This is a genomic window from Sporosarcina sp. P29 (assembly GCF_002743265.1).
Taxonomy (GTDB): Bacteria; Bacillota; Bacilli; order Bacillales_A; family Planococcaceae; genus Sporosarcina.
Genome location: NZ_PDYX01000001.1, coordinates 68,581 through 92,797, shown reverse-complemented (window position 1 = coordinate 92,797; position 24,217 = coordinate 68,581). Strand labels below are relative to the sequence as shown.

Here is a 24,217-nt window from a genome sequence, read left to right as displayed (position 1 = left end):
AATTATTTTGGAATGTAGAATGAGGAGGCAGAATCTTTTATGAAACTGGATGAGACATTAGAGATGCTAAAAGATTTAACAGATGCACGAGGAATTCCGGGCAATGAGCGCGAAGCACGGGATGTCATGACGAAGCACATCAAACCCTATGCAGATGAAATTGATCATGACGGACTAGGTTCACTGATCGCTAGCAAAGAAGGCGATGCAAACGGGCCGAAGATCATGATCGCTGGGCACTTGGATGAAGTAGGCTTCATGTTGACACGAATCGATGATAAAGGCTTCGTATACTTTCAGACAGTAGGTGGCTGGTGGTCACAAGTTATGCTGGCACAACGCGTTTCCATCGTGACACGTTCAGGTGAGACGATTACAGGCGTAATTGGTTCAAAGCCGCCACATATTCTGCCACCTGAAGCTCGCAAGAAACCTGTCGATATTAAAGACATGTTCATTGACGTAGGCGCAGAGTCAAAAGAAGAAGTTCTGTCATGGGGCATTCTCCCAGGAGATATGATCGTGCCTTACTTCGAATTCACTGTTATGAAAAATGAAAATTACTTACTGGCAAAAGCATGGGATAATCGGATCGGCTGTGCCATCGCCATTGAAGTGATGAAGCGGTTGAAAGATGAAAAGCATCCGAACCGTTTGTATAGTGTTGGTGCGATTCAAGAAGAGGTTGGTTTGCGTGGAGCGAAAACCGCAACGAATAAAATTCAGCCGGATATCGGTTTCGCGGTTGACGTAGGTATTGCAGGGGATACACCGGGTATTACAGCAAAAGAATCTGTTGGTACAATGGGTGACGGTCCACAGATCTTGTTGTATGACGCTTCAATGGTATCTCATAGAGGATTACGCAATTTCGTAGTCGATACAGCAGAAGAGCTTAATATTCCGTATCAATTCGCAACGATGTCCGGTGGCGGAACGGATGGTGGGTCAATCCACGTGAGCGGAACAGGGATCCCTACATTGGCTATCTGTATCCCAACTCGTTACATCCACAGTCATGCGGCAATGCTTCACCGTCAAGACTTTGAGAATACAGTGAAACTGTTAGTTGAAATTGTTAAGCGTTTGGACGCAGAAGCAGTGAAAAACATCACATTTGAATAAATTATATGATCACTCAGCGGTGCCGAAAAAGCATCGCTGTTTTTTAATGAAATAATATGATAAGTTATAAAAATTCATTTGACTTCATAAATATACAATTGTATACTAGTTTATACACACTTCAAATGGATGGTAGGGGATCAATAAATGGTAAAGACAAATCAAACAACGACAAGTATAGACAAAGATAGCTTAAAAGGACGCGACTTTCTAACACTACTCGATTATTCTAGCGAAGAAATCGCGTATCTCATACAACTGGCATATGACATGAAGCAAGATACATTGGCAGGTAAGACGCCGGACATCTTAGCGGGTAAAACACTCGGCATGATATTTGAGAAGAATTCCACTCGTACCCGTATTTCATTCGAAGTGGGCATGATTCAATTAGGCGGACATGGTCTGTTCATGAATGCTCGAGATTTGCAGATTGGACGCGGGGAATCTGTTTCAGATACTGGGAAAGTATTATCCGAGTTTTTAGACGGCGTGATGATTCGTGCGAAGTCTCATAAAATGGTGGAAGAGTTGGCAGAACATACTTCAGTTCCAATTATAAACGGGTTGACTGATCTATTTCATCCGTGCCAAGCGATGGCAGATTTACTTACAATCAAAGAAGTGAAAGGCGATTTGAAAGGCTTAAAACTCTCTTATATTGGAGACGGGAACAACGTAGCACATTCATTAGTCATTGCTGGTGCGCATATGGGCATGCACGTTTCTGTGGCGACACCTAAAGGCTATGAATACCACTCAGGCTTGTTTGAAAAGGCGAAGAAAATTGCCGAGTCAAATGGTGGAAGCGTGACGTCAACGTATGATCCAGTTGAGTCTGCCACAGATGCAGATGCAATTTATACGGATGTTTGGACAAGTATGGGGCAAGAGGAAGAAGCAGCGAAGCGTTTAGTCGATTTTAAAGATTTCCAAATTAATGATCACTTAGTCGGTCATGCAAAGAAAGATTATGTGTTCTTGCATTGTCTTCCAGCACACCGTGAAGAAGAAGTATCGACTTCTGTGATCGATGGTAATAACTCGTATGTATTCCAGCAAGCCGGAAATCGTCTGCACGCACAAAAAGCAATTCTTGCATCGTTACTATAATAAATCGATCAACTGCTTTCCATTTATTTGGAAAGTGGTTTTTTTTATGTTCTGCTATCTTTCGTTTGATATACTGAATGGAATCGAAATAGGGGAGGAAAATAGTTGATTACATATTTGCTTGTATTTCTTGCCGGTGCAGCACCGGGATTTGAAGTTCTAGTGGCGGTTCCTTTAGGGATTCTGCGTGGGATGTCCCTAGCAACTGCTGTCGTGGTTGGTTTTGCAGGAAACGCTTTAACAATAGTATTGGAAATTTTAGTTTTTCAGAAATTAAAAAAATGGTGGGAAAGTAAGAAGAAAACCGACGTGAAAACACCTTCAAAGCGTACAGCTCGTGCGGAGAAAATTTGGACACGCTATGGTGTTCCAGGTCTAGCTTTGCTTGGGCCTGTTTTAATTGGCTCCCATCTGGCGGCGTTCCTAGCACTTGCCCTAGGCTCATCTAAATCACATACCGCCATCTGGTTGTTGCTAAGTCTAGCTATCTGGTCGATTGTATTTGGCACGCTAACCGTTCTCGGAGTAGATGCATTCTTTTGGACGCGTCAAAAAGTGGGATAAGCGATATACTACCGATTTATGTAGACAGAATAGTTAGACAACGTATATACTATATTCAGAAAGTAACGTTAGTAAGTATTCATAGAGTAATTTGTTTGCGCATAGAGTACATCCTGAGAATCATTCCATCTGCGCATTGATTTCATTGAAATGAATAGTACATGCTTTGAAACGTGCACGACGGATTGATAATTTCACTTCTAACGAAAGAGGAGCGGATGGATATGATGCAAACACCACTAATTCTATCTACATTTATCACACGGGCAGAACGGTTTTTTCCGAATAAGATGGTCATTTCACGAACAGGAGAACAGCGCATACAGCGTTTTACGTATCGTGAATGGGCAAAGAGAACGCGGAAACTATCAAATGCACTGACGCAGCTAGGCATGGAGCATGGTACGAAAGTTGGCACATTTGCATGGAACCATCACCGGCATTTAGAAGCTTATTTCGCGGTGCCTTGTACGGGTGCAATCCTTCACATGATCAACATTCGCTTATCGCCTGAACATATTATGTATATTATCAATCACGCAGAAGATGAAATTTTGCTCGTGGATGCAGAGTTTTTCCCTCATCTTGAAAAAATGGCGCCGATGCTAAAGACGGTAAAACATTTTGTGATCATGGGCGACAGTAAAGATATACCTGAGACTACATTAGAAAATGTGCATTCCTATGAAGCGCTTTTAGAAAATGCGTCAGATGAGTACGATTATCCACAAGACTTGGATGAAAATACTCCAGCGGGTCTGTGCTACACATCAGCTACTACAGGATTACCGAAAGGCGTTATATATACGCATAGAGGATTGGTTCTGCAAAGTTACGCACTTGGATTATCGGATGCAATGGGTGTGTGTGAACGGGATATTGCCATGTCTGTTGTACCGATGTTTCATGTTAATGCATGGGGAATTCCTTTCGCTGGCGTTTTCTATGGCACGACACAAGTCTTGCCCGGTCCAGGGTTTAATCCAGCCGTTCTACTCGATTTAATTGAAAGTGAAAAAGTAACAATTACTGCAGGCGTTCCGACGATTTGGCTCGCTGTACTGAAAGAATTGGAGCAGAATCCACGAGATATCTCTTCACTGCGTGGTATTGTTTGTGGCGGCTCTGCTTCGCCAAAAGGCTTAATTCGAACGTTTGAAGAGAAGTACAAAGTTCCATTCATTGTCGGCTACGGCATGACGGAAACTTCGCCGCTTGTCAGTTTATCAGTGCTAACATCTTCCATGGATAATTTGACGACAGATGAGAGAATCGATATGCGTGCGTTGCAAGGGTTGGTTATGCCGGGACTCGATATCCGTGTAGTCAATGAAAACGGAGAGGTACCGTGGGACGGTGAAACGATGGGTGAGTTGACTGTCAGAGGCCCGTGGATTGCTAGTGAATATTACAAAGATGAGCGAACGGAAGAAGCCTTTAAAGATGGTTGGCTGTATACAGGTGATATTGCAGTGATGACAGAGGACGGCTATCTGAAGTTGACGGATCGCACGAAGGATTTAATCAAGAGCGGTGGCGAATGGATTTCTTCTGTTGACTTGGAGAACGCGTTGATGTCACATGATGATGTGTATGAGGCAGCAGTGATCGCTGTTCCGCATGAAAAGTGGATGGAGCGCCCGTTGGCTTGTGTCGTGTTGAATGAGAATGTGGCAGAGGATGACGCGAAGGTACAGGAGTTGAAAGATTCGCTAAAGGTGCAGTTTGCGAGTTGGTGGATTCCGGATGAGATTTTGTTTGTCAAGGAGATTCCAAAGACGTCTGTTGGGAAGTTTTTGAAAGCGGCTTTACGGGATCAGTTGAAGGAGCATTATACGAAGAAGTAAGTAAAGATTAGTGAGACTGGATAGGGAAAGGCGCCGTTGATCGACGTTTCAGGCGGACGCTTTCCCGAGGGCGTGGCTTGAGCCTCCTCGTCACTAGCGTTCCTGCGGGGTCTCAAGGCACACGCTGATCCTCCGGGAGTCGCCGCCTTACACTTACGATCAACTAGTTTAGTTTTCTTTATGTGTGATTATAATTAGATAAAACAAAAACAAAAACAAAAACAAAAATCAAAAGCCCTTCACTAAATTAGAGAAGTGAAGGGCTTTTGTTTGGTTTATCTTTATTGTGCTTGTGCGAATGCTTCGGATAGTTCGTTGGTGATTTCTGCTTTTTCTGTTTCGTCTGCGCGTTTCCATAGTTGCTCGAAAAACACACCTAATCCTGGTAATAGATGTTCTTCGCCTCGTTGAATGGCATCGTCGATCACACCTCGTACGTCAGTGGAGCTATTGTTTGTCATGTTTGCTGAGATGGCATCGCGTATTTGGAAATTCATGTTCTTCAGCCTCCTTTATTCTCATCTTTTCCACAAAAGTCGCTAAATATACGCTGGTTTGATACACTAAAAAGAAAAAAAGGATGTTCAGCCTCTTGAATAAACGAATTGAATCAACTCAGAACTCATTAGTGAAACATTGGAAGAAATTAGTTACGACTCGAAAGGAACGAGATCAGACGAAAGAGTTTCTCGTGGAAGGTTTCCATCTTGTCGAAGAAGCTATTAAACAGCCGGATTTAGTTATTCAATTACTTGTACGCGAAGATATTGAAATTCCGACACATTGGACGGCACCGATTATTGAACTGACAACTGCAGTTGCAAAAGAAATTTCTGAAACAGAGCAGACACAAGGTGTTTTCGCTTATTGTAGACAGCCTCAGTACGAAGAAACAGATCAACATCAGTGGAAGCGAGTGTTGCTAATTGACGCTGTACAGGATCCGGGGAATATCGGTACGATGATCCGTACTGCAGACGCAGCAGGTTTAGATGCGGTAATTTTAGGTAAAGGATGTGCGGATCCATTTAATCCAAAAACGGTTCGCTCTGCGCAAGGTTCTCATTTCCATATTCCTGTTGTACGTGAAGAGTTGACAGTGTGGATAGATCGTTTGAAAGCCAATCAAGTCCCGATTATCGGCACAGGTTTACAGCAAGCCGTTTCACTTAACGAATTAGAGGCACAAACTTCATTTGCACTGCTTGTAGGGAATGAAGGAAGTGGTGTTGATAGTGAATTACTATCCCAAGCTGATCATGTAGTGAAAATTCCGTTATACGGTCAGGCTGAATCACTGAATGTGGCAGTTGCGACAGGTATTTTGCTGTACACACTTCGACAGCACTGACATCTCTATTGAAGGCGTAATCGATTTACGGTATACTAGAAGGCGAATGAAAGAAAACAGCTATGACCGGGAAAAGTAAATGGTGAGATGCGTTCTCAGGGATTTCACACCTTGACTGAAAGTGTGAAAAACGATGCTCCATTGAAGTTCACCCCGCGAGCTGCACGCTTGGACCAGACATGTAAAGGCGTGCCGGCATAGGACCGTTATTCCAATTTAAGTGATTTTGCATCGTCGTTTTTTGATGCAAACTAATCAGGGTGGTACCGCGAAATCGACCTCGTCCCTTTTATAGGGGCGAGTTTTTTTGTTTTCCGGAAAGTTTAGCTACGTAACCGCCAAATAGAGAGAGGAGCAAGTACACATGAAAGAACAGTTACATGAACTGAAAGAACAGGTAATGCTGAAAATCAAAGAATCCCATACTGTCAAAGAATTGAATGATGTGCGCGTAGCGTATCTCGGGAAAAAAGGTCCGATTACCGACCTACTAAAAGGGATGGGTAAACTGCCGGCTGAAGAACGTCCGAAGATGGGGGCGCTCGTCAATGAAATCCGTGAAAGTGTAACGGCAATCCTTGAGGAACGTAAAGAAATCCTCGAACAGCAAGCAATCCAGGAACAATTGGAAAATGAATCGATTGATGTTACATTACCAGGCCGTCCAGTAGAACTTGGTAATCATCATCCTTTAACGCGAGTAGTAGAGGAAATTGAAGACTTTTTCATTAGTATGGGCTATGAAATCGCAGAAGGACCCGAAGTAGAAAAAGATTATTACAACTTCGAAGCGTTGAACTTGCCAAAAGGTCACCCAGCTCGAGATATGCAAGATTCATTTTATATTACAGAAGACATTTTATTGCGCACACATACATCTCCTGTCCAAGCTCGTACGATGGAAGCGAAAGATGGAGCTGCAATCAAAATCATTTGTCCGGGTAAAGTATACCGTCGAGACTCGGATGATGCGACGCACTCTCATCAATTTACACAAATCGAAGGGCTTGTTGTGGGCGAAAATATTCGCATGAGCGACTTGAAAGGTACACTTGATCTCCTTGCGAAGAAATTATTCGGCGCTGAGCGTGAAATTCGTTTGCGTCCAAGTTTCTTCCCATTCACGGAGCCTTCAGTTGAAATGGATATTTCTTGTTTCAAATGTGGCGGAACAGGCTGTAACGTTTGTAAGAAAACAGGCTGGATCGAAATTTTAGGAGCGGGTATGGTCCATCCTAACGTTTTGGAAATGGCTGGCTACAACCCGGAAGAAGTCACAGGATTTGCATTCGGCATGGGGCCGGAAAGAATTGCGATGTTAAAATACGGAGTGGAAGATATTCGTCATTTCTATACAAATGACATTCGGTTTATTTCACAATTCCACCGGTCAGAGGCATAAGGAGGAATATTGATGTTAGTATCAACAAATTGGTTAAGTAATTACGTAGATTGGAATGAACTTTCCATAGAAGAACTGGCAGAAAAAATCACTCGTGCCGGAATAGAAGTAGACGGCATTATTGATCGTTCATTCGGTATGGATCATATCGTCATTGGACACGTAAATAGCTGTGTAAAACATCCTGAAGCGGATAAATTACATATTTGTCAAGTCGATGTAGGAGGAGAGATTTCACAAATTATTTGTGGAGCACCAAATATCGCAGAAGGGCAAAATGTTATTGTCGCACGTCCAGGAGCAGTGTTGCCTGGTGGAATGAAGATCAAGAAAGCGAAACTTCGTGGTGAAGAGTCTAACGGCATGATCTGTTCACTACAAGAACTCGGTATAGAAGGAAAGTTGGTTCCAAAAGCGTATGCTGAAGGAATTTATGTTTTACCGAATGATGTACGTGCTGGTGATAGCGCATTGACGCATCTCGGTTTGTACGATCGTATTTTGGAATTTGATTTAACACCAAACCGTTCTGATGCATTGAGTATGCTCGGTGTTGCGTATGAAGTAGGGGCGATTTTATCGAAAGATATTAAGCTGCCGGAAATTTCTTATTCAGCATCTGCAGAAAAAGCGCAAGACGTTTTGAAACTTTCCGTAGAGGCAGCAGAAGACAATCCCATGTACGTGGCAAAAGTAGTGAAGAATGTCAAAGTTGCCGAATCACCTCAATGGTTGCAAAACACGTTAATGTCTGCTGGTATCCGACCGCATAATAACGTAGTTGATATTACGAACTACGTATTGATGGAGTATGGTCAGCCCCTTCACGCATTTGACTATGATCGTCTCGAAACGAAAGAGATCGTCGTGCGTCATGCCCGTGAAGGTGAAAAGATGGTGACGCTTGATCAAGTAGAACGGACTTTACATGATCATCAACTAGTCATAACGAATGGCAAAGAGCCGGTTGCACTTGCGGGTGTAATGGGCGGCGCTAATTCAGAAGTGTATGAAGGTACTACAACTGTTGTTATTGAGTCAGCTTATTTCGCGCCAGGTTCTGTTCGTCAAACTTCTAAAGAAGTAGGCCTACGCAGTGATGCGAGCACACGTTTTGAAAAAGGTGTCGATCCGAATCGTGTAGCAGAAGCAGCAGAGAGAGCGGCTCAATTGATGGCTGAACTTGCTGGTGGAGAAGTTCTTGAAGGGTCCGTTACGTTCGACGAACTCGACAAAACACCTGAGAAAATCATTCTTTCACCGGACTATGTAAATAATCGTCTAGGTATGAAAATTGCTATGGATGAAATGAAAACGATTATGGACCGTTTGCAGATCCCGACGGAATTAATCAATGGACAACTCGTGATGGATATCCCGACACGTCGTCAAGATTTGAAAATCAAAGAAGACATGATTGAAGAAATCGCGCGTCTATATGGTTATGATGAAATCCCAAAAACATTGCCAGTCGTAGAAAGTACACCAGGCGGTTTGACTCCTTATCAGGCGAAGCGTCGCATTGTCCGAAGATATCTTGAAGCGGCAGGACTATCACAAGCTCTGACGTATTCATTGGCTTCACCGAAAGACGCGCAAGCTTACGCACTGGAGACAGCTCCAGTAACGAAATTGCTAATGCCGATGAGTGAAGAGCGCAGTGTTCTTCGTCAAAGCATAATTCCGCACCTTCTTGATGCAACAACGTACAATGTGGCTCGACGAAATGAGTCGATTGCACTTTACGAAACAGGATCTGTTTTCCTTGGTATCGAAGAAGATGGTTTGCCGAAAGAAGTAGAACATGTTGCAGCCGTATTGACTGGCAAATGGGTTCATCATGCGTGGCAAGGTGAAACGAAAAAAGTCGACTTCTTCGTCATGAAGGGAATTGTAGAAGGGTTGTTTGAGCAATTAGGTTTGCTTGAAAGACTACAATTCACAAAAGCGACAGTGGATCAAATGCACCCAGGTCGAACAGCGACAGTATGGTTGGATGATCAGTCAGTGGGGATCATCGGTCAAGTGCACCCGACTGTTCAACATCAACGTGACTTACAGGAGACGTATGTCATGGAAATGAATTTGCAGTCTATTATGCAAACTGCAACAGAAGAGCTGTTGTATGAAGCCGTTCCACGCTATCCTTCCATCTCTCGTGATATTGCCTTAGTTGTGGATCGAGACACATCTGCTGCGAACTTGGAGAAGATTATCCAGCAAGCAGGCGGTAAATTACTGAAGAAAGTTCAGTTGTTTGATTTATACGAAGGAAAGAACGTAGAAGAAGGAACAAAATCCGTTGCGTTCTCTCTGACGTACTTCGATCCTGAGCGTACGTTGACGGATGACGACGTCGTCAAGGCACATAGTAAAGTATTGGATGCGTTAACTGTACAAGCGAACGCACAACTCCGATCATAATAAATAAGCAGGCTACCTATCAGTTTTCTGATGGGTAGCCTGCTTTATTTTACTGCAGTCACATTATTTTTTATAAGCGAGTTTCAATGCCTTTTGTGTATTGGCAAAATGTACTTTCGTAATGGTGTGTAGAAATGGCTCTCCCTTTTTACGGATGAGCTGACAAGCTACTTGGTCAACTTTGGGGCCCGCACCTTTAGGCAATGTTACACCCGCTTTACTGCTTAATTGATCCATTGCTTCAAGGAATGCAACCCGTGCCAATATAGAAGCAGTAGCTACCGATACGTGAAGGTTTTCAGCTTTTGTCGAAAAAAGTACTTTGTCTCGAATGATACTAGATTCATCCTTTAGATAATTAAAGTAGACACGTCGCTCCGCAAACTGGTCAATGAGTATATGTTCCGGTAGAACAGGACGCATCTGATCCAGTACTTCCTGAAGTGCTTGGTTATGAAGAATAGCCTTGATCTTCCCTTGCGACCATCCTGCGCTTTGAATTTCATTGTATTTGACGTTATCAAGCGTCAGGACGGAGTAGGTTACAACTTGTTTCAAATCCTCTGCGATTTGTTGCATATACGCATCTGTAAGTTGTTTGGAATCTTTTACTCCCAGTTCTTTTACCAACTCAATCTGGTCACTACTAACATAACAGGCGGCTACAGTAATGGGGCCGAAGAAATCGCCAGTACCTGTCTCATCCGAGCCGAGAACGGATAACGATGCGAAGTTTGCTGGTAATGTATCTCCTTTGGCTCCAGACGGCGTCACTTTCGTTACTGTACCTATAGTCCCCCAGCGTGCAGCCTCTCTGTCTGCGCCTGCTCCTTGAAACAACACTTTACCTGACCGGTAAGCGGTAATGGAGGTGTCAGCAATCTTGGCTGCGAAGATGACACCTGGTGCATTACGGGTGACTTTATTTGTTTCATAGAAGCGAACAACTTCCGGCATTTCTTTTTCAGACAGGACAATGACCTGATTACTCATTTATTTACCCACTCCTTGAAATGATCTATTCCTCAGTATACCTGAAACTAGAGTTTCAAATGAAAGATAATGTCTAAAATTCTAACCTAGTGTCAGTTTGAGGCATAATTGATTCACAAGTAATTGATTTTCATGGTATGATTATGAGAGGGTTTTTAGAGGGAGGGCATAAAAATGGCGGACAATAAAAAAGCAAGAGTGACAGTTGAAATCTACGGACAAACATATACGGTTGTTGGTACGGAACCATCTTCACATGTGCGTTATGTAGCCTCGCTCGTTGATGAAAAAATGCGCGAAATCAGTAAGCATAATCGACATCTCGACAGTAAAAGAATTGCTGTCCTGACGGCGGTAAATAATGTGCATGAATTTCTAAAACTACAAGAAAGAGTAAAAGAATTAGAAGATGAAGTGAAAAAAATGAAGGGTTGAGGGGCGAAATATGATAGATTTACTCATTATTTTACTGCTTGTAGGCGGCTTGATTGCAGGCTTTAGACGCGGATTCATCGTACAGCTCATCCATATGTTAGGGTTGATTGTATCGGTAATCGTGGCGTATAAATTCTACAAGCCATTTGCAGAAAAATTAATATTATGGATACCTTATCCAGGGGCGACTGCAGCAGATACACTGAGCTGGTCGTTTGAAAACTTGGATATGGATATGACGTTTTACCGATTGATTGCATTTATTTTGATTTTTGTCGGAATGAAGCTGATTTTGCATTTAGTTGGTTCCATGCTGGACTTTATCAAGCATATTCCAATTCTTGGTTTCGGCGCACGTCTGATTGGCGCAGGACTGGGCTTTATTGAATTCTACGTTATCATCTTTTTCGTATTATCATTACTTGCGATGCTTCCTGTTGAAGTCATTCAAAATTCATTAGGTCATTCATTGCTGGCAAAAGCAATGTTCGAACACACGCCAATTATTTCCTCGGCAATAAAAAATTGGTGGTTCGTTTATATAGGCTAACGCTTGTAAATAATGTACTGTACATATGAACCAAAAGCTTCCCGAACGCGTGGAAGCTTTTTTAACAGAGTGGGGAGGATACTGACTTGAATAAAAAGACTATAATTCGTACATTTGAAAAAATTGCATTGTATATGGAGTTACTTGGAGAAAACCATTTTAAGGTAGCTGCGTTCAGGAAAGCCGCTTCGATTCTGGAATTGGACACAAGAAGTCTCGCTGAAATGGATGATATCTTGTCGTTGAAGGGAATCGGTAAAGGAACCGGTGCAGTCATTACTGATTTAATGGAAAAAGGAACTTCAGATGTTTTGACGGAACTTGAAGAGAAGGTTCCAAAAGGTTTGATCCCTCTCTTGAATATTCCTGGACTCGGTGGCAAGAAAATAGCCAAACTACGCGAAGCGTTGAATATAGATTCGATTGAATCACTTCAAGCAGCTTGCGAAAGACAAGAGGTTAGTAAAATTCCGGGATTCGGTAAAAAGACAGAAGAAAACATATTGCGTGAAATTGAAATACTCTCAAGTCGTTCCGGCAAGACACCAATTTGGCAAGTAACAAAAATCGTGGATATCGTTCAGGCTGAATTACAATTGATTGATGAAATTCAGAAGTTTCAAGTAGCAGGCAGTTATCGTAGGCGCGAAGAAGAAAGTTCGGATGTGGACTGGATTCTCGTAACGGACGAACCACAAATCGTACGTGAAAAAATCATGGCTGCGTTACCGATCGAAAAGGTGATCGCAGCGGGCGATGCTAAACTATCGATTTCGCTTGATACAGAACATCCAATCGATGCAGATTTTCGTTTTGTCACGGAAGACCAATTCGCAACAGCACTTCATCACTTTACTGGCTCTGCTGCGCATAATATACGGATGCGTCAGTTGGCTAAAAATCGTAAACAGAAAATTAGTGAGTACGGTGTAGAAGATGAAACAGGACATGTGCAGACATTTACTAGTGAAAAAGAATTCTTTGCACATTTTGATTTGCCATTCATTCCACCAAGTATTCGCAAAGACGGTACGGAACTCGACCGGGCAAGTGAGATTTCTACACTTGTAACACCTGAACTGATTCGTTCCGATCTTCATATGCACACTACTTGGTCGGATGGCGGGCATTCCATAGAAGAAATGGTGCAAGCCTGCCGTGCAAAAGGCTATTCACATATGGTTATCACCGATCATTCACATTATTTAAAAGTAGCTAATGGTTTAACACCTGAGCGTTTAGTAAAGCAAATTGAGGAAATTCGCGAAGTGAACGCGAAATATGATGACATCGAAGTATTCTGCGGAACCGAGATGGACATTCTTCCGGATGGGACATTAGATTTTGATGATGAAATTCTTGAGCAACTAGACTTTGTCATTGCGTCGATTCACTCAAGTTTCAATCAACCACAGGAGCAAATCATGGAGAGATTGCATGCTGCTTGTCAAAATCCACATGTGCACATGATTGCACACCCAACAGGCCGTATTATAGGTCAGCGTGAAGGGTATAATCCGGATATCGAACAGCTCATTAAGTGGGCGAGCGAATACGGCAAAATACTAGAAGTGAACGCAAGTCCATATCGTTTGGATTTACGCACGGAACACGTTATCCAAGCGATGGAAGTTGGTGTCAATATTGCGATCAATACAGATGCGCATGCGATAGAACAACTTGACATTATGCCGATTGGCGTAGAATACGCCCAAAAAGCTTGGCTTCCTGCTGAACAGGTAGTCAACACATGGACACTTGAAACATTTATTGAGAAAGTGATTCGTAGATGAAAGGAAGTGTAAGACATTGGAAAAGCGTGTCTTAAAAACACTTGAATTTGATAAAATCATTCAACAAGTAGCGGCACAATGTACGTCCATTGCGGGCCGTGCACATATAGAGCAGTTAGTACCTTCAACAAACCTTGAAGATGTCAATCGGTTACTTGAAGAAACAGACGAAGGGTTGGCACTTTTACGAATTCGCGGCAATGTCCCGATGGGTGGAATCCACGATATTCGATCCCACGCTAAACGAGCACAAATTGGCGGAATGTTAAGCGCCATGGAACTAGTGGAAATTGCAGACACGATCCGGGCGAGTAGAATTCTACGTCAGTTTTTAGAGGCTGTTATGGCTGAAGGTGAGATTTCTATTCCCCATTTAATCGCACGTAAAGAAGCAATGCCGATCCTGACAGCAATCGAACATGAAGTCAATGCGGCAATCGATGATAATGGTCGAGTGATGGACAGTGCTTCATCCGCGTTACGTTCAATTCGCCAGAGCTTACGTATTCAAGAAAGTCGCGTGCGTGAACGTCTTGAAAGTTATACGAGAGGGAAGAACGCATCGAAAATGTTATCTGACGCAATCGTCACGATGCGTAATGATCGGTATTGTATTCCAGTTAAAGCGGAATATCGTTCTCACTATGGCGGTGTAATTCACGATATGTCTTCATCTGGCCAAACACTATTCATCGAACCAGATGCAGTCGTACAAGCGAATAATGAGATTCGTGAACTGAAAGTCAAAGAGCAAGAAGAAATCGAAAAGATTTTGCTTGCCTTGTCAGCCAGTATTCAAGAGATCGCTCATGAGCTATTCACATTAGTGCAGCTATTAGCAGAAGTAGATGTCATTTTAGCAAAAGCCAAATACGGTACTGCAAATAAATGTACAAAACCAGCAGTTAACGCAGATGGCTATATGCGACTCTCTAAAGCGCGTCACCCACTTCTACCAATTAATGAAGCAGTAGCGAATACAATTGAATTCGGTACAGATGTTACAACGATTGTGATCACGGGTCCGAATACAGGTGGTAAGACAGTTACGTTGAAAACAGTTGGCCTTTGTACATTGATGGCGCAATCAGGTCTGCCAATTCCAGTACTCGATGGTTCTGAAATTGCAGTCTTTGATTCTATATACGCAGATATCGGTGATGAGCAATCGATCGAACAGAGCTTAAGTACATTTTCATCCCATATGGTCAACATCGTGGATATATTGAAAAAGTTCGATGATCGCTCTCTATTATTGTTTGATGAATTAGGCTCAGGGACAGATCCTCAAGAAGGTGCTGCTCTTGCCATTTCCATTTTAGATGAAGTGCATGGAACTGGCGCACGAGTGATGGCGACCACACACTATCCGGAACTAAAAGCGTATAGCTTTAACCGGCCAGGTGTAACCAATGCAAGTGTTGAATTCGATATCGATACGTTGAGCCCGACTTATCGTTTACTGATCGGTGTACCGGGACGAAGTAATGCATTTGAAATTTCCAAACGACTAGGTTTACAAAGTCATGTAATCGATCGTGCAAAGAGCTTTACAGGAGAAAATCGTGGAGAAGTAGATTCTATGATCGCCTCACTTGAAACGAGTCGTGTGCAATCTGAAAAAGACGCTGAACGTACACATGACGTACTTTTAGAAACAGAAAAGCTGAAAAAAGAATTACACGATAAATTACAAGAATTTGAAGAGCAAAAAGACCGTTTAACAGAAGTGGCCAAAGAGAAAGCGAAAAAAATCGTGGATCAGGCCAAAGCAGAATCTGAAGCGGTTATTTCAGATCTACGTGCTCTACGAATGAATGCAGGAGCTAGTGTGAAAGAGCATGAATTAATCGAAGCGCGAAAACGTTTGGAAGGCGCTGCACCTGAAGAGAAGAAAAAGAAAACCATTAAAGCGCAAGCAGGACCTCGTCCGTTACAACAAGGGGACGAAGTGAAAGTACTCGCATACGGACAAAAAGGAACACTTGTCGAAAAAGTATCAGAAAAAGAATGGATCGTACAAATTGGTATTTTGAAGATGAAACTACCGGAATCTGGATTGCAGTATACGAAGCCTGAAAAAGAAAAGAATCATGTTACAGTCTCAGCAGTTAGGGGTCGTTCCGAACATGTGAAAATGGAGCTTGACTTACGTGGTGAACGATATGAAGATGCTCTTGTGCGAACCGAGAAGTATATTGATGATGCGTTATTGTCCAACTACCATCAGGTAAACATTATTCACGGTAAAGGAACGGGTGCACTTCGACAAGGCGTTCAACAATATCTAAAAAAACATTCACGCGTGAAATCCTATCGCTTTGGTGAAGCAGGAGAAGGCGGAAGTGGCGTTACTGTAGTAGAATTAAAATAAATGAAACCTTTCAGCTGCTTGGACCGTATGACAAGCAAGAGAATATAAAGAAGGTGCAGCGTTATGAATCATACGGGATTTTGGAGTCATCCATTAGTTGAGACGGCCGGGTATTTCAGTGTCGTTACACTGTGCTTGATCGTGTCGATGGTGCTATTTGAAATCGTAACAAAATATAAAAACTGGGAAGAGATCCGTAAAGGAAACTTGTCAGTGGCGATGGCGACAGGCGGAAAAATATTTGGTGTCGCCAATATTTTTCGCTATTCGATCGAGCAGCATAATAGCTTGCCGCAGATGATGGGTTGGGGCCTATTCGGTTTCGTACTTCTCGTCTTTGCCTATTTGCTGTTCGAATTCCTGACACCGAAGTTCAAGGTGGATGAGGAGATTCAGGCGGACAATCGCTCAGTTGGTTTCATCTCGCTCTGTATTTCGGTAGGTCTGTCATTCGTCATAGGCGCCAGTATTTCATAGGAGACTGCATATTATGGAAAGATTAATTAAAATACTATTAGTAGTCTGTGTACTCTTCGTCCTCGTCGGAGTCTACTGGCTATTCAACAACACACCTTGACCTCGGTCTTGGTGTGTTTTTTAGTATTTGAAATATGTGAGAGCAAAAACAAACAGGGGATAGGTACATAGGTATTGCGAGGGGATCAAAGCTTTAAGTGGCGGATGCCTTCGCGCGGGACCGCATTTCTTCTGAAGCGGAAATCCCAACGCAAAATAATATTAATCTCTCTATTTATAAAATGTATAAAGCTAATTACTCTCACATAGACTAAGAGGTATGTATGCAAACGAATAAAGCGCTTTCATATTTATCTTGTAAACTAATTAGTTTATCGATATACTAATGAATAAGGAATGTTCGAACAATTACATTAACGTAAAGGAGTTGTATAGATGACAAAAAAACCTTGGCTTGCTGCATATCCGAAAGAAATTCCGACTACTTTAGAATATGAAAATATTCCATTGCAAGACTATCTAACGAGGTCTAGCAAAAAGTATTCAAATAACACAGCGATTCATTTTATGGGGAAAGATATCACGTTCAAAGAATTTCACGAGTCCGCTCTAAAATTTGCAACCTATTTGCAAAAATTAGGGGTTGAGAAGGGTGACCGCGTAGCTATCATGCTTCCGAACTGTCCACAAGGTGCTATCGCATACTTTGGAATTCTCTACGCAGGTGCTATTGTAGTACAGACAAATCCTTTGTATACAGAGCGGGAATTGCACTACCAACTTTCTGATTCAGGTGCAAAAGTGATTATCTCACTGGATATTTTGTTCCCTCGCGTCACGAAAGCAATGAATGGAACTGCGCTTGAAAATATAATAATTACGGGGATTAAAGATTATCTCCCATTCCCTAAAAATCTAGTATATCCATTCATTCAGAAAAAAGAGCATAAGTTGACGGTTAAAGTGGAGCATCGTGGTATACACCATTTATATACCGAAATAATGAAAACAACACAACCTGATCCGATTCATATAGCGTATGAGAAAGGGGATATTGCATTATTGCAGTATACCGGAGGAACTACAGGACCGCCAAAAGGTGTGGAACTGACTCATACCAATTTAATTAGCAATACTGAGATGTGTAGTGCCTGGTTATACAAAACAACAGATGGCGAAGAAACGATTATGGGGATTCTACCGTTTTTCCACGTATATGGTATGACGACGGTTTTGATTTTCGCAGTAATGAAAGGTCATAAAATGGTCTTGATTCCTAAATTTGATTTTAAGACTGCATTAAAAGATATTGATAAACAAAAACCTACATTATTCCCAGGTGCACCGACGATCTATATTGGTCTGTTGAATCATCCTGATTTGGAAAAGTACGATCTTTCTTCTATTAAAGCTTGTATCAGTGGATCTGCTGCATTACCCATTGAGGTGAAAGAAAAGTTTGAAGCGGTAACCGGTGGAAAGCTTGTAGAAGGTTATGGTTTAACAGAGACCTCTCCAGTAGCTATGGCGAACTTTGTGTGGGATGGACTAGAAAAGCGAGGCTCTATCGGTGTTCCGTGGCCTGATACAGATGCATGTATTCTTGGACCAGGCTCATCAGAATCGTTACCAATAGGAGAAATTGGAGAAATTGCGATAAAAGGACCTCAAGTAATGACAGGTTATTGGAATCGGCCGGACGACACACAGGAATCATTCCGTGATGGATGGTTTTTGACAGGGGATCTAGGGTATATGGATGAAGACGGTTATTTCTATGTTGTTGACCGTAAAAAAGATATGATTATCGCAAGTGGATTCAATGTCTATCCACGTGAGATTGAAGAAGTCCTATATGAACATCCCGCAATTCAAGAATGTATCGTAGCAGGTGTACCAGATCCTTACCGTGGTGAAACAGTTAAAGCTTATATTGTTTTAAAAGAAGGATATTCCATAACGGAAAAAGAATTAGATACGTATTGCAGAAAGCAGCTTGCTGCATTTAAAGTTCCAAAGCATTATGATTTCCGCGAAGATCTTCCTAAAACAGCAGTAGGTAAAATCTTGCGTAGAACATTAGTAGAGGAAGAACGAAGAAAATTAACGGAAGTTCAAGATTCATTAAAAAGTTCATAACAAAATGCTTGACTATAACCCAAAAGAATATTAATATGAAAATATGAATGAATCATCATTCATATTTTCTTTTTGGTGGTGAATCATTAATGAAGCGAACAAAACCTAAATATAAACAAATTGTAGATGCTGCAGTAATTGTTATTGCAGAGAATGGATACCACCAAGCACAAGTCTCAAAAATAGCTAAAGAAGCTGGAGTTGCGGATGGAACCATTTATTTGTACTTTAAAAATAAAGAAGATATTCTCATATCCGTATTCAGAGAAAAAATGGCGATTTTTGTAGAAAACATTGAAGAAATTTTAAAGAAAGATCTTCCAATCGCAGAAAAACTACAATTAGTTGTAGAAAATCATTTTACAGTACTACAAGAAGATCCTCATTTAGCGATCGTCACACAATTGGAACTCAGACAGTCAAATAAAGATCTGCGATTCCAAATCAATAATGTGTTGAAAGAATATATGGTTTTGTTGGATACTTTGCTTGAAGAAGGGGTAGAGAAAGGAGAGTTATCTCCTAAACTTGACCTTAGGCTAGCAAGGCAGATGCTATTTGGCACAATGGACGAGACAATTACCTCTTGGGTGATGAACGAACAGAAATTTAATTTAATTAGCTTAGCACCAAAAGTTAGCTACATGCTATTGCATGGCTATGAACAACAGTAAGCATTGCATTAAAGGAGAGATAGTAGATGACATTGATTAACTTGGAGAAAGACGGACATGTCGCATTAGCGAAAATTGACCATCCACCGGCGAACGCACTGTCTTCGAAATTGATTGAAGAAGTGGATCAGCTGTTAACCAGCGTAGAGCACGACGACGATGTTCGCGTTGTTGTTCTATATGGTGAAGGTCGATTCTTCTCAGCGGGTGCAGACATTAAAGAATTCACAACGGTCGACACAGGCGCAGCATTCTCGAACCTTTCTAGTAAAGGACAAGAAGTTTTCGAGCGATTAGAAAACTTCCCTAAACCTGTAATCGCTTCCATTCATGGAGCAGCACTTGGTGGTGGTTTAGAGCTTGCGATGGCTTGCCATATCCGCTTAGTTACGAAGAGTGCAAAGCTAGGCTTACCGGAATTGCAATTAGGCCTTATTCCTGGATTTGCTGGTACGCAACGTTTGCCACGTTTGGTTGGTGTAGCGAAGGCAGCAGAAATTATGTTGACGAGTGATCCAATCTCAGGTGAAGATGCAGTACAGTGGGGACTTGCAAATCATGCATATTCAGATGAAGAACTTTCAGCTGAAACTTTGAAGATGGCAAAGAAGATTTCTCAGAAAAGCCCGATCGCAGTGAAACATGCATTACGTATGCTTTCCTACTCAAAAGATCAGTCATTTTATGAGGGTGTGGAAGAAGAAGCGAAATCATTTGGAGAAGTTTTCGTCTCTGAAGATGCCAAAGAAGGTATTCAAGCATTTATTGAAAAACGTCAACCTACATTTAACGGGAAGTAATTATCGAATAGGAGGTTCTATTAATGAACATTTATGCATTAGTAAAAAGAACATTTGATACGGAAGAAAAAATTTCAATTTCAAACGGTGCCATTGCTGAAGATGGTGCAGAATTCATTATCAACCCATACGATGAGTACGCAGTAGAAGAAGCTATTAAACTACGTGACGAACACGGTGGGGAAGTAACTGTACTATCAATCGGAGACGAAGATTCCGAGAAACAACTACGTACAGCATTGGCGATGGGTGCAGATAAAGCAGTACTCATCAATATTGAAGACGACATTGATGATATTGACGAATACACATCAGCGAAAGTCATTGCAGATTACCTAAAAGACAAAGATGCTGATCTAATTCTTGCAGGTAACGTAGCAATCGATGGCGGTTCAGGACAAGTAGGACCACGTGTAGCAGAATTGCTTGGCATTAACTATGTCACGACAATTACTGAATTAACGATAGACGGAACGAACGCAACCGTTGTACGAGACGTAGAAGGGGATTCAGAAACCATTGAAACATCCCTGCCACTTCTTGTCACAGCACAACAAGGTCTGAACGAACCACGTTACCCTTCTTTGCCTGGTATTATGAAAGCAAAGAAGAAACCTCTTGAAGACCTAGAGTTCGATGATCTAGATTTAGAGGAAGATGACGTAGAAGCGAAGACTGAAACAAAAGAAGTCTTCCTACCACCTGCAAAAGCAGCGGGGCGTGTACTTGAAGGAGAGCCAGCAGATCAAGCGGCTGAACTTATAAAATTATTGCGTAACGAAGCGAAAGTAATTTAATTCATATAGAGAACCGTAATTAGGAGGGACTACATTATGTCAAAGAAAATGTTGGTTTTAGGTGAAGCACGTGATGGAGAACTACGTAACGTATCATTTGAAACAATTGCAGCGGCAAAGAATATTTCAGGCGGCGGAGAAGTTGTCGCTGTTCTTATAGGGGACCAAGTTCAGTCACTTGGCGAAGAAATGATTCATTATGGGGCGGATCGTGTAGTAACGGTTGAGCACCCACATTTGAAGCATTACACGCCAGACGGCTTTGGCCAAGCGTTCCTAGCAGTCTACGAAGACGAATCTCCCGACGGTGTCGTATTTGGACACACAGCTATGGGTAAAGACTTATCACCGAAAATTGCAAGTAAGCTTGGAACTGGATTAATTTCAGATGTGACTAAGATTGAAGGAGAAGGCGACGATGCAGAATTCATCCGCCCAATTTATTCTGGTAAAGCATTTGAAAAAGTAGAAATTAAAGAAGGTTTGCAATTTATCACAATCCGTCCGAACAACATTGAGCCGTTAACACATGATGCAAGCCGCTCAGGTGACGTAACAGCGAAAACTGTAGACATTACAAACCTACGTTCTATTATTAAAGATGTAGTACGTAAATCTACAGAAGGTGTAGATTTATCTGAAGCTAAAGTTATTGTAGCTGGCGGCCGTGGAGTCAAAGGACCTGAAGGATTTGAACCATTAAAAGAATTGGCAAACCTTCTAGGCGGCGCAGTCGGTGCTTCACGTGGAGCATGTGACGCAGACTACTGTGACTATTCACTACAGATTGGACAAACGGGTAAAGTAGTTACTCCAGACTTGTATATTGCAGCAGGAATTTCTGGAGCGATCCAGCACGTAGCAGGTATGTCCAACTCGAAAGTCATTGTGGCAATCAATAAGGATCCTGAAGCGAACATCTTTAAAATTGCAGACTACGGTATCGTAGGGGACATTTTCGAGATTATTCCCATCATGATTGAAGAAATTAAAAAGATCAAAGTCAGCTAATGAATTGAGATAGGCATTTTTTTAGCTCCTTCTATACCTCCATGATATAATACGGATATAGTTAAAGACTAAGGAGGAAATTAGAATGGCGATTATCAATGCAACTGATTCGAACTTTGCAGAAAACGTAAAAGAAGGCGTAGTACTAGTAGACTTTTGGGCACCTTGGTGTGGTCCATGTAAAATGATCGCTCCTGTACTTGAAGAACTTTCAGGAGAACTTGAAGGGAAAGCGAACATTGTAAAAGTAAACGTAGATGATAACCAAGCAACTGCTAGCCAGTTCGGTATCATGTCGATTCCAACACTACTTCTCTTTAAAGATGGAGAAGTAGCTGAGAAGGTAGTTGGCTTCCAACCTAAAGAAGCACTTGCACAACTAGTTGAAAAACACGCATAAATACAAGAGACCGGGCCGCAAGAGCAGCCCGGTCTTTTAGTAGGTGAAAATAATGAATGAAATTATTGAACATAAACTTTCGATCCTCCCTGAATTGCCGGGTTGCTATTTAATGAAAGATCGTCAAGGTACTGTCATCTATGTTGGGAAAGCAAAAGTGTTAAAAAACCGTGTACGCAGCTATTTTACGGGTTCCCATGATGGCAAGACACAGCGGTTGGTAGGAGAAATAGAGGATTTTGAATATATAGTAACCAATTCTGAAATCGAAGCTTTAATTTTAGAATTAAACATGATTAAGAAATACGATCCAAAATACAATATTATGCTTAAAGATGACAAAACATATCCTTACTTGAAAATTACTAACGAACGTCATCCGAAGTTAATCATTACACGTAAAGTTAATAAAAAATCAGGCAAGTATTTTGGGCCGTATCCAAATGCAACGGCCGCTCATGAAACGAAAAGATTACTGGATCGCTTATATCCATACCGCAAATGTCAGACTATACCTACTCGAGCATGTCTGTACTATCATATCGGTCAATGTCTTGCGCCTTGTATTAAAGAAGTGCCTGCGGATGCATATACTGAAATGATCGCAGACATTACAAGATTCCTCAATGGTGGTTATAAGGAAGTGAAAAAAGAACTACAACAAAAAATGAATGAAGCAGCGGAAGAATTAGAATTTGAACGAGCGAAAGAATATCGCGATCAAATAACTAATATCGAAACCGTAATGGAAAAGCAGAATATGAATGCAAATGATTTTACAGATCGTGATATTTTTGGCTATGCAGTTGATAAAGGCTGGATGTGTGTGCAAGTGTTCTTCGTCAGACAAGGTAAAATGATAGAACGCGATGTATCCATTTTCCCAGCTTATCAAGATCCTGAAGAAGAATTACTGACGTATCTCGGCCGTTTCTATGGAGAAGCTCAACATTTATTGCCGAAAGAAGTACTTCTTCCGGAAACCGTTGATTTTGCGTTAGCCGATCAATTGCTTGATACGACTGTGTTAATACCACAACGTGGAAAGAAAAAAGAGCTTGTCAAACTCGCTGCCAAAAATGCGTCTATTGCATTAAACGCCAAATTCCAAATAATTGAACGTCAAGAAGAACGTACAATTGGTGCGTGTGAAGAGCTTGGTGAAGCGATGAATATCAGTACGCCTCTTCGCATTGAAGCGTTTGATAACTCCCATACACATGGCGTGGAACCGGTATCCGCGATGATAACCTTTGTAGACGGAAGACCAAATCGCAAAGATTATCGAAAGTATAAAACCAAAACTGCAGCAGCCCATGATGATTATGGTGCAATGCGTGAAGTCGTTAGACGACGCTATACACGAGTATTAAAAGATCAGTTGCCTTTACCAGACTTAATTGTTATTGATGGTGGGAAAGGGCAGATGGAGATTGCTCGGGAAGTGCTAGAAGATGAACTCGGACTTTCTATTCCGATAGCTGGACTGGCAAAAGACGATAAACATAATACAGCGCAATTGCTGTACGGTCATCCACCAGAGATAGTTCCATTAAAGAAAACAAGTGAAGCATTTTACTTATTACAACGTGTTCAAGACGAAGTCCATCGATTTGCTATTACGTTCCACAGACAGCGAAGAGGAGCATCTTCACTAACTTCTTCACTTGATGGAATTGAAGGCGTTGGACCGAAACGTAAACAGCAATTACTAAAACACTTTAAAACAGTGAAAGCCATTCGTGAAGCAACACCTGAACAATTAAAAGAAGCAGGGATGCCAAAAAAAGTAGCTGATGAGTTACTCGCTCATTTTCAGCAACCTGAAACAACCGAAAAGCCCCTGACTGAGTAATAAGTCAAGGGGCTTTCATTGATATATATAGTTTAATTTTCAGTATATTTTATTTAATTAGCCAGTTAACGGAATTAGAGATAAAAATTCCAG

Annotated in this window: 21 protein-coding genes and 1 other annotated feature; of the genes, 19 read left to right on the top strand and 2 right to left on the bottom strand. The window is 41.7% G+C overall.

Annotated features, from left to right (window positions below; translation table 11 throughout):
• Window positions 1-39: 39 nt before the first annotated feature.
• The 4 genes from CSV68_RS00420 (at window position 40) to CSV68_RS00405 (ending at window position 4,649) form a co-directional block, all read left to right on the top strand.
• Window positions 40-1,125 carry a M42 family metallopeptidase gene (locus CSV68_RS00420; RefSeq protein WP_099632863.1) on the top strand — a complete coding sequence of 362 codons (1,086 nt, stop codon included), beginning with the start codon at window positions 40-42 and terminating at the stop codon, window positions 1,123-1,125.
• Between the two features lie 147 nt (window positions 1,126-1,272).
• The gene (gene argF, locus CSV68_RS00415) at window positions 1,273-2,238 is read left to right on the top strand and encodes an ornithine carbamoyltransferase (RefSeq protein ID WP_099661217.1); all 966 of its coding nucleotides are present in this window, start codon (window positions 1,273-1,275) and stop codon (window positions 2,236-2,238) included.
• A gap of 105 nt (window positions 2,239-2,343) precedes the next feature.
• Window positions 2,344-2,802: a small multi-drug export protein gene (locus CSV68_RS00410; RefSeq protein WP_099661216.1), complete on the top strand. Its 459-nt coding sequence runs from the start codon at window positions 2,344-2,346 to the stop codon at window positions 2,800-2,802.
• A gap of 224 nt (window positions 2,803-3,026) precedes the next feature.
• Window positions 3,027-4,649 carry a long-chain fatty acid--CoA ligase gene (locus CSV68_RS00405; protein WP_099661350.1) on the top strand — a complete coding sequence of 541 codons (1,623 nt, stop codon included), beginning with the start codon at window positions 3,027-3,029 and terminating at the stop codon, window positions 4,647-4,649.
• A 281-nt stretch (window positions 4,650-4,930) separates the two neighbouring features.
• Here CSV68_RS00405 and sspI read toward each other — a convergent pair whose 3' ends face one another.
• Window positions 4,931-5,146 carry a small acid-soluble spore protein SspI gene (sspI, locus tag CSV68_RS00400; protein WP_099632866.1) on the bottom strand — a complete coding sequence of 72 codons (216 nt, stop codon included), beginning with the start codon at window positions 5,144-5,146 and terminating at the stop codon, window positions 4,931-4,933.
• A gap of 83 nt (window positions 5,147-5,229) precedes the next feature.
• Between sspI and CSV68_RS00395 the strand changes: the two genes are divergently transcribed.
• The 3 genes from CSV68_RS00395 (at window position 5,230) to pheT (ending at window position 9,826) form a co-directional block, all read left to right on the top strand.
• Window positions 5,230-6,000, top strand: coding sequence for a TrmH family RNA methyltransferase (locus tag CSV68_RS00395; protein WP_099661215.1), 771 nt, complete (start codon window positions 5,230-5,232; stop codon window positions 5,998-6,000).
• A 53-nt stretch (window positions 6,001-6,053) separates the two neighbouring features.
• Window positions 6,054-6,291 (top strand) — a binding site (T-box leader).
• A 73-nt stretch (window positions 6,292-6,364) separates the two neighbouring features.
• The gene (pheS, locus tag CSV68_RS00390; protein WP_099632868.1) at window positions 6,365-7,402 is read left to right on the top strand and encodes a phenylalanine--tRNA ligase subunit alpha; all 1,038 of its coding nucleotides are present in this window, start codon (window positions 6,365-6,367) and stop codon (window positions 7,400-7,402) included.
• 12 nt (window positions 7,403-7,414) lie between these two features.
• Window positions 7,415-9,826 carry a phenylalanine--tRNA ligase subunit beta gene (pheT, locus tag CSV68_RS00385; RefSeq protein ID WP_099661214.1) on the top strand — a complete coding sequence of 804 codons (2,412 nt, stop codon included), beginning with the start codon at window positions 7,415-7,417 and terminating at the stop codon, window positions 9,824-9,826.
• Window positions 9,827-9,889: 63 nt separating this feature from the next.
• Here pheT and rnhC read toward each other — a convergent pair whose 3' ends face one another.
• On the bottom strand, window positions 9,890-10,819 hold the full coding sequence (gene rnhC / locus CSV68_RS00380; RefSeq protein ID WP_099632870.1) for a ribonuclease HIII: 930 nt from the start codon (window positions 10,817-10,819) through the stop codon (window positions 9,890-9,892).
• Between the two features lie 174 nt (window positions 10,820-10,993).
• Here rnhC and zapA point away from each other — a divergent pair, with 174 nt between their 5' ends.
• The 12 genes from zapA (at window position 10,994) to uvrC (ending at window position 24,124) form a co-directional block, all read left to right on the top strand.
• Window positions 10,994-11,254 (top strand): cell division protein ZapA, encoded by a 261-nt coding sequence (zapA, locus tag CSV68_RS00375; RefSeq protein WP_099629713.1) that lies wholly within the window; start codon window positions 10,994-10,996, stop codon window positions 11,252-11,254.
• A 10-nt stretch (window positions 11,255-11,264) separates the two neighbouring features.
• A complete protein-coding gene (locus CSV68_RS00370) occupies window positions 11,265-11,804 on the top strand; it encodes a CvpA family protein (RefSeq protein WP_099632871.1) in 540 nt (179 codons plus the stop codon).
• Between the two features lie 86 nt (window positions 11,805-11,890).
• Window positions 11,891-13,597, top strand: coding sequence for a DNA polymerase/3'-5' exonuclease PolX (polX, locus tag CSV68_RS00365; protein WP_099661213.1), 1,707 nt, complete (start codon window positions 11,891-11,893; stop codon window positions 13,595-13,597).
• A gap of 16 nt (window positions 13,598-13,613) precedes the next feature.
• Window positions 13,614-15,971, top strand: a complete 2,358-nt coding sequence (locus tag CSV68_RS00360; RefSeq protein ID WP_099661212.1) for an endonuclease MutS2 — start codon at window positions 13,614-13,616, stop codon at window positions 15,969-15,971.
• A 63-nt stretch (window positions 15,972-16,034) separates the two neighbouring features.
• A complete protein-coding gene (locus tag CSV68_RS00355; RefSeq protein ID WP_029052954.1) occupies window positions 16,035-16,448 on the top strand; it encodes a DUF350 domain-containing protein in 414 nt (137 codons plus the stop codon).
• Window positions 16,449-16,883: 435 nt separating this feature from the next.
• Complete coding sequence (locus CSV68_RS00350) at window positions 16,884-18,587, top strand: long-chain-fatty-acid--CoA ligase (RefSeq protein ID WP_099661211.1); 1,704 nt, start codon at window positions 16,884-16,886, stop codon at window positions 18,585-18,587.
• Window positions 18,588-18,676: 89 nt separating this feature from the next.
• Complete coding sequence (locus CSV68_RS00345; protein WP_099661210.1) at window positions 18,677-19,261, top strand: fatty acid metabolism transcriptional regulator FadR; 585 nt, start codon at window positions 18,677-18,679, stop codon at window positions 19,259-19,261.
• A gap of 26 nt (window positions 19,262-19,287) precedes the next feature.
• Entirely contained in the window at window positions 19,288-20,061 is a 774-nt protein-coding gene (locus tag CSV68_RS00340; RefSeq protein ID WP_099632876.1) for an enoyl-CoA hydratase, read from the top strand.
• A gap of 23 nt (window positions 20,062-20,084) precedes the next feature.
• Window positions 20,085-20,858: an electron transfer flavoprotein subunit beta/FixA family protein gene (locus tag CSV68_RS00335; protein ID WP_099632877.1), complete on the top strand. Its 774-nt coding sequence runs from the start codon at window positions 20,085-20,087 to the stop codon at window positions 20,856-20,858.
• Between the two features lie 36 nt (window positions 20,859-20,894).
• Window positions 20,895-21,869: an electron transfer flavoprotein subunit alpha/FixB family protein gene (locus CSV68_RS00330; protein WP_099661209.1), complete on the top strand. Its 975-nt coding sequence runs from the start codon at window positions 20,895-20,897 to the stop codon at window positions 21,867-21,869.
• Between the two features lie 85 nt (window positions 21,870-21,954).
• Complete coding sequence (trxA, locus tag CSV68_RS00325; protein WP_029052960.1) at window positions 21,955-22,269, top strand: thioredoxin; 315 nt, start codon at window positions 21,955-21,957, stop codon at window positions 22,267-22,269.
• Between the two features lie 52 nt (window positions 22,270-22,321).
• Window positions 22,322-24,124: an excinuclease ABC subunit UvrC gene (gene uvrC / locus CSV68_RS00320; RefSeq protein ID WP_099661208.1), complete on the top strand. Its 1,803-nt coding sequence runs from the start codon at window positions 22,322-22,324 to the stop codon at window positions 24,122-24,124.
• The last annotated feature ends 93 nt before the right edge of the window (window positions 24,125-24,217 follow it).